Source organism: Pseudomonas sp. NFACC45 (assembly GCF_900113505.1).
Lineage (GTDB): Bacteria > Pseudomonadota > Gammaproteobacteria > Pseudomonadales > Pseudomonadaceae > Aquipseudomonas > Aquipseudomonas tehranensis.
In genome coordinates, this window is record NZ_FOPO01000003.1 from 315,776 (window position 1) to 328,442 (window position 12,667).

The following is a 12,667-nucleotide window of genomic DNA, read 5'->3' on the forward strand; positions in this document are numbered from 1 at the left end:
TGATGCCCTGGGTTTCTCCATACGATAGCCGTAAAAAAGCCCCGCATCTTGGTGCAAGAGCAGGGTTTGTTTATTTTTCGGAGCGCTAGAACATGTGGGAGCCGAGCTTGCTCGCGATGGCGTCGTGTCAGCCGACATTCATGCTGACTGCTCTACCGTCATCGCGAGCAAGCTCGGCTCCCACAGGTACTGCTGTGCCCTTAAAAGTGCGGCAGATCAGCCGATCTGTTCAGCCCACAGGTCGTATTCATCGGCGTCGGTCACCTTGCACCAGACCTTGTCGCCCGGCTTGAGGTTGCTGCCGTTGTCGATGAAGACGTTGCCATCGATTTCCGGGGCGTCGAAGAAGCAGCGGCCGACGGCGCCTTGCTCGTCAACTTCATCCACCAGCACTTCGATTTCACGGCCGATGCGCATTTGCAGGCGTGCCGAGCTGATGGACTGCTGGTGCGCCATGAAACGCTCCCAACGGTCCTGTTTAACTTCGTCGGGCACCACTTCCAGGTCCAGGTCGTTGGCTGGTGCGCCTTCGACGGGTGAATACTGGAAGCAACCGACGCGGTCGAGTTGGGCTTCGGTCAGCCAATCGAGCAGGTACTGGAAATCTTCCTCGGTTTCGCCGGGGAAGCCGACGATGAAGGTCGAGCGGATGATCAGGTCCGGGCAGATCTGGCGCCAGTTCTTGATACGGGCCAGGGTCTTGTCTTCGAAAGCCGGGCGCTTCATGGCCTTGAGGACTTTCGGGCTGGCGTGCTGGAACGGGATGTCCAGATACGGCAGGATCTTGCCGGCGGCCATCAGCGGGATCAGTTCGTCGACATGCGGATACGGGTAAACGTAATGCAGGCGGACCCACACGCCGAGGGTGCTGAGGGCTTCGCACAGTTCGGTCATGCGGGTTTTCACCGGCGCGCCGTTCCAGAAACCAGTGCGGTATTTCACGTCGACGCCATAGGCGCTGGTGTCCTGGGAGATGACCAGCAACTCCTTGACGCCAGCTTTGACCAGGCGCTGGGCCTCGTCGAGCACATCACCCACCGGACGGCTCACCAGTTTGCCGCGCATCGAGGGGATGATGCAGAAGCTGCAACTGTGGTTGCAGCCTTCGGAAATCTTCAAGTAAGCGTAGTGGCGCGGGGTCAGCTTGATGCCTTGTGGCGGCACCAGGTCGATCAGCGGATTGTGATCCTGGCGCGGCGGCACCACGTCGTGCACGGCATTGACGACCTGCTCGTACTGCTGCGGACCGGTCACGGCCAGCACGCTGGGGTGCACGTCGCGGATATTGCCCTCTTCCACACCCATGCAGCCGGTAACGATGACCTTGCCGTTTTCCTTGATGGCTTCGCCGATCACTTCCAGGGACTCGGCCTTGGCCGAATCGATGAAGCCGCAGGTGTTGACCACTACCACGTCGGCGTCCTGGTACGTGGATACGACGTCATAACCTTCCATGCGCAGTTGGGTCAGGATGCGCTCGGAGTCGACCAGAGCCTTCGGGCAACCCAGGGATACGAAGCCAACCTTGGGGTTGGCCGGCGCGGTAGTGGTGGACATGTCTAACCTCGGTGTAGGGGAGATCGTCTCTTGTGGAGACAGGACGCTTGACGCGCCTCTGATCAAAAAGTGCGCAATTCTAGCGGTGCTGGAAGCGCTTGACCAGCTTTATACGGGGAAAAACGACGAGTGCTGCGCTATGCTTCGCGCCGTCAAGCGCAACTGAATCGGTACAGTCAACCATTAGTCTGTAACAAGAAGTAAGGTGGCGTCGACCCAAGGTCAATCAGAGTGCTTCTTTCCAGCAGCGTGGATCAGGTAGTGGGAGTGTTGGATGGGGCAGGCAGAGAGTCAGGTGTCGGGGGCAGGGCATGCAGCGGCCAAGCCAGTCGGAATGTTGGTGGCCGCCGCGGGAGTGGTCTATGGCGACATCGGCACCAGTCCGTTGTACACCATCAAGGAAGTGTTTTCCGGTCAATATGGTGTGCAGGTCAACCATGACGGTGTGTTCGGGATTCTGGCGCTGATCTTCTGGTCGTTGATCTGGGTGGTCTCGATCAAATACGTGCTGTTTATCCTGCGCGCCGATAACCAGGGCGAAGGCGGCATCATGTCGTTGACCGCGCTGGCCCGGCGGGCGTCCGCCCCTTATCCCCGGTTGCGTTCGGTGCTGGTGATTCTCGGGCTGATCGGCGCCTCGTTGTTTTACGGTGACAGCATGATCACCCCGGCCATTTCCGTATTGTCGGCCGTGGAAGGCCTGGAGGTGGCCTTTGATGGTCTGGATCACTGGGTTGTGCCGATGGCGCTGGTGATTCTGGTGGCGCTTTTCCTGATTCAGAAACACGGTACCGATCGGATCGGTAAATTGTTCGGGCCGGTCATGGTGCTGTGGTTCGTGGTCCTTGGCGGCCTGGGCATTCATGGCGTCGTCCAGCATCCGCAGGTGCTCGAGGCGTTGAACCCGGCCTGGGGCGTACGCTTTTTCATGGTGCATCCGGGGGTTGGCGTTGCGATCCTGGGGGCCGTGGTACTGGCCTTGACCGGCGCCGAAGCCTTGTATGCGGATATGGGCCATTTTGGACGCAAACCGATTGCCCGGGCCTGGTTCGCCCTGGTATTGCCAGGCCTGGTGCTTAACTATTTCGGTCAGGGCGCCTTGCTGTTGGAGAACCCGGAGGCCGCTCGCAACCCGTTTTATCTGCTGGCCCCAGGCTGGGCGCTGGTGCCGCTGGTGGTGCTCTCGACCCTTGCCACCGTGATCGCTTCCCAAGCGGTGATTTCCGGCGCGTTTTCCCTTACCCGCCAAGCCATCCAGCTCGGTTATATCCCGCGCATGTACATCCAGCACACCTCCAGCGCCGAGCAAGGGCAGATCTACATCGGCGCGGTGAACTGGGCGTTGATGGTGGGTGTGATCCTGCTGGTGCTTGGCTTTGAGTCGTCCGGCGCGTTGGCCTCTGCCTATGGTGTGGCGGTGACCGGCACCATGCTGATCACCAGCATCCTGGTGTCGGTGGTGGCATTGTTGCTGTGGAAATGGCCCCCTCTGCTGACGGTGCCGTTGCTGCTCGGTTTTCTATTGGTGGACGGCCTGTTCTTTGCCGCCAATGTCCCGAAAATCCTGCAGGGCGGCGCATTTCCAGTCTTGGCGGGGATCGTGTTGTTCATTCTGATGACCACGTGGAAGCGCGGCAAGGAGCTGCTGGTGGATCGGCTGGATGAAGGTGCTCTGCCGTTGCCGGTATTTATCAGCAGCATCCGTGTCGAACCTCCCCATCGGGTCAAGGGCACGGCGGTTTTTCTCACCGCCCGCCCGGATGCCGTGCCTCACGCGCTGCTCCATAACCTGTTGCACAACCAGGTGCTGCACGCGCAAGTGGTGCTGCTGACGGTGGTGTACGAAGACATCCCCCGGGTGCCGCCACAACGGCGCTTCGAGGTGGATGCCTACGGCGAAGGTTTCTTCCGGGTGATCCTGCACTTCGGTTTCATCGACGAGCCGGACGTGCCCGAGGCGCTCAGGCTGTGTCATCTGGATGAGCTGGACTTCAGCCCGATGCGCACCACCTACTTCCTCAGCCGCGAAACGGTCATCGCGTCCAAGCTTGAAAGCATGGCCCGTTGGCGCGAAGTGTTGTTCGCCTTCATGCTGAAAAACGCCAACGGCAACTTGCGCTTTTTCAATTTGCCGCTGAACCGGGTGATAGAGCTGGGGACCCAGGTGGAAATGTAGCCCATACAAAAAGCCCCCGTTGCCTGGTGGTAGCGGGGGCTTTTGGGTGGATCACACAATCCTGATGCCCAAGCGAACCCTGTGGGAGCGAGCCTGCTCGCGATCGCGGTGGATCAGTTGATGGTGATGTTGACTGTGCTGCCGTTATCGCGAGCAGGCTCGCTCTCACATGGGAGGATCAAACAAGCCCATTTGCTCACGATTGGGTCGCCTTGTTCTGCCGCTTATTGATTTCGTCCACCAGACGCTTGGCCAGTGCTGGGTAGTTCTCGTCGAAATGATGGCCACCCGGTAGCTGGATGGCTTCGCCCACCGCGGTCTTGTCGGTACAGCCACTTTCAGCCGCTTCTTCTACGCCGTAGATGCACACCACTTTGTCGGCGGGCAGCTTGGCCATTTCCGGGCCTGTGGCGGCTTCGGTGCCGGCATTGCCGAGCCAGCCTTCGACTTCGATCTCGAAGCTGCCGGTGCGCGCGAAGGCCAGCAGGATGATTGCGTCGACCCCTTGCTGCTCGCTGGCCGGAAGGCGATTGTAGATGGCGGGCAGCACGTCGGCGCCAAAGGAATAACCGGTCAGGATGAAGCGCTTGGTGCCCCAGACCTGACGGTAGTGCTGCATCAGTTCGGTGAGGTCCTGGGCGCTTTGTTCCGGGCTCTTGTGCTGCCAGTAGTAGCGCAGGGTGTCGATGCCGACGACTGGGTAACCGATCTTGGCCATTTCTTCGGCCACGTCCCGGTCCAGGTCCCGCCAGCCGCCGTCTCCGGAGAGAAACAGCGTCACGGTGTCCCGGGCCTGGCTGGCGGGCACTTCCACCACGGGAATGCTCAGGCCGCCCTGGTCGGTGCCTACCAGGATCTTGTGCAGTTCGTTGTTCAGCACCTGTGGCAGGTTGATGTCGTAGTTGCTGATGCTGGTTTCAGCGTTCGGTTGATCCCGTACGAAACCGGCGCTGGTGTCGTCGGGGTTGTCATTCCAGGCCACCAGCCAGTGGCCGTGGGCCGCGCTTTTCGGCAGCAGGTGGGTGCAGCCGGGTTTCTCCAGGGCCAGGTCCACCGACACGGCCTGGGCCTTGTCGTTCTTCTGTTCGGCCAGCCAGCGCCAGGCCAGCACGGCTCCGGGGCCAATACCGCTGACCAGCGTCGCCGGCCCCTGGAGCTGCTTCAGGCCGGCCTGCAGGGCACGGCCTTGCAGCATGCAGTCCTTGGGCAGGATCACTTGGACGATCTGCGCCGAGCCGCTGCGGCTGAGGGTCAGCAATTGCGTGTCGCTGAGTTTCTGGTCTTCGTTGACCGCCACCAGCACCTGGGCGCGGGGCGGGGTGCCGGGAATGATCCGGGTCATGGGGGCACCGTCGACCGGCGACAGCTGTTCAAGGGTTGGTTGCGGGGCCGGGCGGTTCCAGTACCAGTAACCGCCACCGAGAATCACCGCCAACACCAACAGGGTTGCCACTACGTATCGCCAGGAGCGTTGCATCATCAGCGTTTCACCAATCCAGTCAGGCCGCCTGCAATCAGGGCGGCGGTATCGGCCAGGGCTACCAGCGGATCAAGTCCGGCGGGCACGGCCATGTAACGAGGTTCCCAGTCAGGCTGGAATTTATCTTTGAAACGGCGCAGGCCCTGGAAGTTGTAGAGCTGTTCGCCGCGGCGGAACACCATCGAACCCAAGCGCTGGGTCAACGGTGCACCGCGTCGCGGTTGCAGGCCCGACAGAGGGACCATTCCGAGGCTGAAGCGGGCATAGTCGTGGGCTTTGTAATGCTGAATCAGTCCGACCATCATGAATTCCATGGTCAGTTTCGGGGCGTCGGGATGGGCGCGCATCAAGTCCAGGCTGGCCAATTCATGGCTGTGCGTCTCCAGCAGGTTGGCGAACGCCACCGGGCGGCCTTCGAAACGAATCACTGCGATGCGAAAATGCTTGAGGTAGTCATCGCTGAAGCGGCCCAGTGAAAAGCCCTTTTCCCGCACGTTCTTGCCGGTCAGCCAGGCGTCGGAAATGACCTTCAGCTCATCCATTGGCGCCTGGCCTGGTTCGTGGATCTCCAGCGACAGGCCGTCCCGGGTGCCGCGGTTCCAGGTGTAGCGCAAGTCCTTCATCTCTTTGCCCTTGGCTTCGAGATCGAAATGTTTGAGGTCGACCCGTGCTTCTTCACCCAGCTTGATCGCCGTCAGGCCGATATCCATGTAGTACGGCAGGTTTTCGGCGCGCACTTGGTAGAACACCGGACGCGCATGATGGGTATCGCACAGGTCGCGGAACTGCCAGATCATTTCAGCGCGTTGCTGGGTGGGGCCGATCGGGTCGTACAACGCCACCAGACTGCGGCCACGGCGGGCATACATCAGAAACGCTTCGTCGTTGGGGTGAAACAGCAGTGCCTTGTCACCGGTCAGGGCCAGGCCACCGTCGGGCTGCGAAGAGGCCATGAGAATCTTTTTGGCTCGCTCCAGTTCTTCTGCCGCCGGCAGCTGGATCACCGGTCGGGCGGTACGCAGCAGCCAGGTCAGGGACACCGCCACCAGCAGCACCGCCGCGCCCAGCAGTGAGCGCAGACCACGAGGGGCATCGGCATCGAGGGTGAATTGCCACCACAGTTCATGGCTGTAGGGCACGTCCTGGTAAGCAAACAGCAGCAGCCATATCGACGCACCGAGCACACACAGGCTGGCAATCAGAAACAGCGGCGAAAATGGCAGCTCGGTCAGGCGACTCGGACGATAAAACGAACGTCGGAACACCGCCAGCAAGCTGGCCGTCAGCGTCAACAGCGTGGCCTCTTCCCAATCGAAGCCCTTGAGCAGTGAGAGCAGGGCGCCCACCAACAGTAAAACGGTGGTCAGCATCCAGGCGGCGGACAAGCGACGGCGCAGGCCCTGGGCGAGCAACAGGCACAACACGCCTACAAGGCTGGCGCCCAAGTGCGAGGCGTCCACCAGCCGATGAGGGATCAGGAAACCAATGTGCTCCAGGCGCGTATCAATCTCCGGGGTCACACCGGAAAACAGCAGCACCACGCCCGAGAGGAATACCAGCACTGCCAGGATCGGCGCGGCCAGGCCCGAGGCAACCCGCAGGGACTGACGGGTCTGGAACAGCCGTTGCGCTTCATTGATCAATAGCAGCACACAGGCCACCAGCATCGGCAACAGCACGTAGATCAAGCGATACAGAAGCAGCGCGGCGGCCAATGGCGCGGCCCCCAGTTTGTCGGCAAAGGCCGCCAGCAGGATCGCCTCGAACACCCCGACCCCGCCGGGTACATGACTGAGCACGCCGGCTGCCAGCGCCAACAGGTACACCAGCAGGAATGCGCCGAACGGTGGTGTTTCGGGCAACAGCAAGTACAGCACCGTGGCGGCCGCCGCGACATCCAGCGTGGTGATGATCAGTTGCAGGAGCGTCAAGCGCCGACTCGGCAGGCGCAGGGTGCGGCGCCCGGCCTTGACCAGCAGGCTGTCCCGATAGGGCTGTTCTGGCAGGCGCCGACGGTAGATGCCGATAGCCAGCGCACAGGTGAGCAGGAGCACCGCCACGCAGATCGCTCCCAGCCAGGTGGCCGGCAAGTGCAGGGCGGCGGAAGCGGCGGGCAGATCACTGAGGGTTGCCAGGGCCGCCAGCGGCGGCAGTGCACAGCCCAAGGACAGGCTGGCGAACAGTGTCATGTGGGCGACATCCGTCGCGCCCAGGCCCTGGCGGGCATACAGCCGGTAGCGAACCGAGCCCCCCGACAATAACGAGAGCCCGATGGCGTTGCCGATCGCAAAAGCGCTGAATCCGCCCAGGATCAGCGTTTTCGCGGGCAATTTCACACCGGCATAACGGCTGGCGGACCATTCATAGCCCAGCAAGATGACGAATCCGACGACAGTCGCGGCGACGGCGCCGAGCAGGGCTGAGCGCGGCACCTGCATGATCGAGTCGTGCAGCGCGTACAGATCGAGCTCGCTCAGCAGGTGGCGACAGGCAATCAATGCAAGGGCGAACAGCAACAGCGTGACGGTGAGGCCGATAGGCTGACGGTACTGGCTGATACGCTCCAGCCAGCGCAAGCGCCCGGCCTTGATCGGTTGTACCGCAGTAACAGTGTCTTGTGGGGCAGACGAGTGAGCGCGCATCAATCACCTCTTGAACTATGCGCGACAGGATGGGGGCAACCCGCTCAGTTACCAATCCCTGCTGAAAAAAATAATTACAAAATATTTGTTATGAAAGCTTTTTTCGACAGGCACAAAAAAGGCCACTCTTTCGAGTAGCCTTTTTTGATGTTTGGTTGCGGGAGCCGGATTTGAACCGACGACCTTCGGGTTATGAGCCCGACGAGCTACCAGACTGCTCCATCCCGCGTCTGTGTGGCGGCATTCTACAGGCGAACGCCTGAGTGTCAACCGTTAAAAGGTGGTGAGGTCAAATAAACGGCCAATTCGTCGCCGACCGAGCTAAACACAAGAAATCAAAAGGAAATTGTCCTACAAGCAGGCAGCCTGCATTGCGTTGCCGTGGGGCTGGGCGAGGTTCGCACGTCTTCTCTTCACGGCGCCTTGCGCAAAAACAAAAGCACACAAAAAAGGCCACTCTTTCGAGTGGCCTTTCTTGATGTTTGGTTGCGGGAGCCGGATTTGAACCGACGACCTTCGGGTTATGAGCCCGACGAGCTACCAGACTGCTCCATCCCGCGTCTGTGTGGCGGCATTCTACAGAGGATCGGCTGGCTGTCAACCCTGGCGCGAGGAAAATCTGTTCAGCTTCAATTGCTTAGCCTAAGTCATTGGCATTGTGACAGCGCTGTGACGCAAGCCTGGCAAGGGCTGGCGCTCTATTGGACGCTTCGCTGCGATTGAAGAAATAAATTCAGGTGGGTTTTTTCCAGTCGCAGTGAAGGATTTTTCAACTACTGGTGCTATATACAGTTGTCGGTGCGATACTGGCGTCCCGACTCGTCGCACATCCGCTTCTCTTATGACGCAACGCAAAATCATCCACGTCGACTGTGACTGCTTCTACGCCGCTATCGAGATGCGCGATGACCCGCGGCTGGCCGGCAAACCCTTGGCGGTGGGTGGTTCGGCGGACCGGCGCGGGGTCATTGCGACCTGTAACTACGAGGCCCGGGCCTACGGCGTGCGCTCGGCCATGTCATCCGGACACGCCTTGAAGCTCTGCCCCGACTTGACCATCGTCAAGCCGCGGATGGACGCCTACCGGGAGGCGTCGAAGGAAATTCATACGATCTTCAGCGATTACACTGACTTGATCGAGCCGCTTTCCCTGGATGAGGCCTATCTGGATGTCTCCGCCAGTGCCCATTTCGGTGGGAGTGCCACCCGCATCGCCCAGGACATTCGGCGACGGGTTTCCAATCAACTGCACATCACGGTGTCCGCTGGCGTCGCCCCCAACAAGTTTCTGGCCAAGATCGCCAGCGATTGGAAAAAGCCCAACGGCTTGTTCGTCATCACCCCGGATCAGGTCGAAGACTTCGTCTCGGCCCTGCCGGTGAGCAAGCTGCATGGGGTGGGCAAAGTGACCGCCGACAAACTGAATCGGCTCGGCATTGTCGACTGCCTGCAGTTGCGTCAATGGGACAAGCTGGCGCTGGTGCGCGAATTCGGCAGTTTCGGTGAGCGACTCTGGAGCCTGGCTCGTGGGATTGATGAACGTCTGGTGCACAATGACAGCCGAAGACAGTCCATCAGTGTGGAAAACACCTACGACGTCGATCTGCCTGATCTGACAAGCTGCCTCGATAAGTTGCCGGAGCTGATGCAGTCCCTGAGTGGGCGCATCGCACGGATCGACAGTAGTTATCGACCGGGCAAGCCGTTCGTCAAAGTGAAATTCCACGACTTCACTCAGACCACCCTGGAGCAGGCCGGGGCAGGGCGCGATCTGGGCAGTTACCAGTTGCTATTGACCCAGGCATTCAACCGCGGGGGCAAGCCGGTGCGTTTGTTAGGGATAGGGGTACGGCTGGAGGATCTGCGAGGCGGGTTTGAGCAGTTGGAATTGTTTGAGCGGTGAGGCTGCTTGGCTGAATGCCTTGTCCTGCTCTTGTGGCGAGGGAGCTTGCTCCCGCTGGGGCTGTAGGAGCTGCCGAAGGCTGCGATCTATTGATCTTTCGCTTGAGACTCAAGTGTCTGGGGAGAGATCGCAGCCTCGCTTCGCTCGACAGCTCCTACAGGTCCAGTGGGAGCAAAGGGGATTTCAGTGCGCCCCTGGATCCGCCACCAAGCGCCCGCCATCCTTGGTAAGCGCTTTCAGAAACTCGGTCTGTAACTCCGGATCATTGCGGGTCAGTTCGATCAGGCTCTGTTCCAGCTCGCTGGCCTCTTCTTCAAGGCCCAGCTCCGACAGTCGCTTGACCCGATGAACCCATTGGTCCACTTCGTCATCTTCCAGATCGTCGTAGATCAGCGCGTGGGCTTCCACCAGCTTGTTGCGCAACGTGCTGCTGAGGCTCAGGGATGAGTCGGTATGTACCTCGTCCAGGGCGTCCGTCACGCTGATCTGCAACTTGCCGAAGTGGCTCAGATCATGCTCGGCGAACGGACTTTCCAGCAGATTCAAACGCAACACGCCATTGCGGTCGGTACTCAGTTCGAAGGTCTGCCGGGCAGCCTTGACCTGTACCGGGCGTTCGCTCCAGGGCAGGCTTGTGTGTTCGACGCGTTTGTCGTGTTGCACTTCGTCGATTCCGGCCAGGTTCTGCTGGGCGCGGCCATGGGATGGCACGTTCATGAATGGATTGAGCCCGGCGAAACCGTAGCTGATCCAGTCTCGGGTCGCGCTCTCCGGGAGGTTGCCAAGGGCGAACACATTGACCACATTGGCGCCGACACCCGCCACCACTGCCACCGCGCCCAGCGGAATTTCGTAAACTTCGCGCCAGGGCTGATATGGCGTATAGCGATCATAATGGCGGGTGACTTCGAATTCGGTGACTTCGAAGGTCTTCTGCTCATTGATCCGCACCCGACGTTGCGGCAGTTCGAGCACTTTGGGCTCGCCCACTTCGATATGCAGGCTATGGTCGAGCAGTTTGCGCTCGACCCGCTCTTCGTGCTCGCTGCGTTGCGACATTTGGTTGGCACAGCCGCTGACCAGCAGGGCGCCGCATAGCGCGGCGCCCCCGAGGCCTAAGGTGTTTCGCTTGAACATGACGTCTCTATCTGGTGTCAGCGGCGGATACGGGCCTGGAGGAACGACAGCACGTCAGCGACCGGCAGCGCTTGCGGCTCGGCCTCGGTGCGACTTTTGTATTCCAGGTTGCCTTCGGCCAGGCTGCGGTCACTGACGACGATCCGATGCGGGATGCCGATCAGTTCCATGTCTGCGAACTTGATGCCGGGGCTGGTTTTTTTGTCGCGGTCGTCCAGCAGCACTTCGAAGCCGGCGGCCGTCAGTTCGGCGTAGAGCTTGTCGGTGGCTTCGCGAACCAGTTCGGTCTCGTAGCGCAGCGGCACCAGGGCAATCTGGAATGGCGCCAGGGCGTCGCTCCAGATGATCCCTTTCTCGTCGTTGTTCTGCTCGATGGCCGCGGCGACCACGCGGGATACGCCGATGCCGTAGCAGCCCATTTCCAGGGTCACCGGCTTGCCATTCTCGCCCAGCACTTCGCACTTCATCGCCTTGCTGTATTTGTTGCCCAGCTGGAAGATGTGCCCGACTTCAATGCCGCGCTTGATTTCCAGGACACCTTTGCCGTCCGGGCTCGGATCGCCGGCCACGACGTTGCGCAGGTCGGCCACGGTCGGAACCGGCAGGTCGCGCTCCCAGTTCACGCCGAAGTAGTGCTTGTCATCGATGTTGGCGCCGATGGCGAAATCGCTCATCAGCTCCACCGAGCGGTCGATGATGATCGGCAGCGGCAGGTTCAGCGGGCCGAGGGAGCCGGCGCCGGCGCCGATGGCGTCGCGCAGTTCGGCGTCGGTGGCCATGACCAGGGGGCTGGCAACGCCAGGCTGGTTGCCGGCCTTAATTTCGTTCAGCTCGTGATCGCCACGGATGATCAGGGCGATCAGCTTGCCTTCTTCTTCGGCGCGAACGATCAGGGTCTTGATGGTGCGTTCGATCGGCAGGTTGTAGCCTTCCACCAGTTGGGCGATGGTCTTGGCGTTTGGCGTGTCCACCAGGCGCAGTTCTTCGGCCGGTGCAGGACGGGAGGTTTCCCGTGGCACGGCCTCGGCTTTCTCGATGTTGGCGGCGTAGTCGGAGCCGTTGCTGAAGACGATGTCGTCTTCGCCGGACTCGGCCAGTACGTGGAATTCGTGGGAGCCGGCGCCACCGATGGAACCGTTGTCGGCCTCAACCGGGCGGAATTTCAGGCCCAAACGGGTGAAAATGTTGCAGTACGCCTGGTGCATGCGGTCGTAGGTGACTTGCAGCGAGGCCAGGTCGGCGTGGAAGGAGTACGAATCCTTCATGATGAATTCGCGGCCGCGCATCAGGCCGAAGCGTGGACGGATTTCATCACGGAATTTGGTCTGGATCTGGTACAGGTTGATAGGCAGCTGCTTGTAGCTGCTCAACTCGTTGCGCATCAGATCGGTGATCACTTCTTCGTGAGTCGGGCCGGCGCAGAAGTCACGACCGTGACGGTCTTTGATGCGCAGCAACTCCGGGCCGTACTCTTCCCAGCGCCCCGATTCCTGCCACAGCTCGGCCGGTTGGGTGCCCGGCATCAACACTTCCAGAGAGCCGGCGGCGTTCATTTCTTCGCGAACGATGGCTTCTACCTTGCGCATCACACGCAGACCCATCGGCAGCCAGGTGTACAGGCCCGAGGCAAGTTTGCGGATCATGCCGGCACGCAGCATCAGCTGGTGGCTGATCACGACGGCGTCGGAAGGCGTTTCTTTCTGTGTGGCGAGCAAAAATTGACTGGTGCGCATGGTTGGCCGTTGTCGGTTGCTGATGACGAGAAGTGACGG

General features: G+C 60.7%; 7 protein-coding genes and 2 tRNA genes. 2 read left to right on the plus strand and 7 right to left on the minus strand.

The window, feature by feature from the left end; genetic code table 11:
- Positions 1-216: 216 nt before the first annotated feature.
- On the minus strand, positions 217-1,557 hold the full coding sequence (rimO, locus tag BM132_RS07125; RefSeq protein WP_092454232.1) for a 30S ribosomal protein S12 methylthiotransferase RimO: 1,341 nt from the start codon (positions 1,555-1,557) through the stop codon (positions 217-219).
- 334 nt (positions 1,558-1,891) lie between these two features.
- Between rimO and BM132_RS07130 the strand changes: the two genes are divergently transcribed.
- Complete coding sequence (locus tag BM132_RS07130; protein WP_371264110.1) at positions 1,892-3,733, plus strand: potassium transporter Kup; 1,842 nt, start codon at positions 1,892-1,894, stop codon at positions 3,731-3,733.
- Between the two features lie 196 nt (positions 3,734-3,929).
- Here the strand turns inward: BM132_RS07130 and BM132_RS07135 are convergent, their stop codons facing one another.
- The 4 genes from BM132_RS07135 to BM132_RS07150 form a co-directional block, all read right to left on the minus strand.
- Positions 3,930-5,213 carry a virulence factor family protein gene (locus BM132_RS07135; protein WP_092454236.1) on the minus strand — a complete coding sequence of 428 codons (1,284 nt, stop codon included), beginning with the start codon at positions 5,211-5,213 and terminating at the stop codon, positions 3,930-3,932.
- Positions 5,213-7,855 carry a bifunctional lysylphosphatidylglycerol flippase/synthetase MprF gene (mprF, locus tag BM132_RS07140; protein ID WP_092454238.1) on the minus strand — a complete coding sequence of 881 codons (2,643 nt, stop codon included), beginning with the start codon at positions 7,853-7,855 and terminating at the stop codon, positions 5,213-5,215. The genes BM132_RS07135 and mprF overlap by 1 nt, the downstream gene beginning before the upstream one ends.
- Positions 7,856-8,007: 152 nt before the next feature.
- A tRNA-Met gene (locus tag BM132_RS07145) sits at positions 8,008-8,084 on the minus strand.
- Between the two features lie 254 nt (positions 8,085-8,338).
- Positions 8,339-8,415, minus strand: a tRNA-Met gene (locus BM132_RS07150).
- 281 nt (positions 8,416-8,696) lie between these two features.
- Here BM132_RS07150 and dinB point away from each other — a divergent pair.
- Complete coding sequence (dinB, locus tag BM132_RS07155) at positions 8,697-9,758, plus strand: DNA polymerase IV (RefSeq protein WP_076386106.1); 1,062 nt, start codon at positions 8,697-8,699, stop codon at positions 9,756-9,758.
- 183 nt (positions 9,759-9,941) lie between these two features.
- Here the strand turns inward: dinB and BM132_RS07160 are convergent, their stop codons facing one another.
- On the minus strand, positions 9,942-10,895 hold the full coding sequence (locus BM132_RS07160; protein WP_092454240.1) for a hypothetical protein: 954 nt from the start codon (positions 10,893-10,895) through the stop codon (positions 9,942-9,944).
- A 17-nt stretch (positions 10,896-10,912) separates the two neighbouring features.
- Positions 10,913-12,628, minus strand: a complete 1,716-nt coding sequence (locus tag BM132_RS07165) for a proline--tRNA ligase (RefSeq protein ID WP_092454243.1) — start codon at positions 12,626-12,628, stop codon at positions 10,913-10,915.
- Positions 12,629-12,667: the final 39 nt, after the last annotated feature.

Bases quoted from the DNA above. Each gene is read 5' to 3' on its own strand.
- rimO (WP_092454232.1), bottom strand. From the start codon at position 1,557: ATGTCCACCACTACCGCGCCGGCCAACCCCAAGGTTGGCTTCGTATCC.
- BM132_RS07130 (WP_371264110.1), top strand. From the start codon at position 1,892: ATGTTGGTGGCCGCCGCGGGAGTGGTCTATGGCGACATCGGCACCAGT.
- BM132_RS07135 (WP_092454236.1), bottom strand. From the start codon at position 5,213: ATGATGCAACGCTCCTGGCGATACGTAGTGGCAACCCTGTTGGTGTTG.
- mprF (WP_092454238.1), bottom strand. From the start codon at position 7,855: ATGCGCGCTCACTCGTCTGCCCCACAAGACACTGTTACTGCGGTACAA.
- dinB (WP_076386106.1), top strand. From the start codon at position 8,697: ATGACGCAACGCAAAATCATCCACGTCGACTGTGACTGCTTCTACGCC.
- BM132_RS07160 (WP_092454240.1), bottom strand. From the start codon at position 10,895: ATGTTCAAGCGAAACACCTTAGGCCTCGGGGGCGCCGCGCTATGCGGC.
- BM132_RS07165 (WP_092454243.1), bottom strand. From the start codon at position 12,628: ATGCGCACCAGTCAATTTTTGCTCGCCACACAGAAAGAAACGCCTTCC.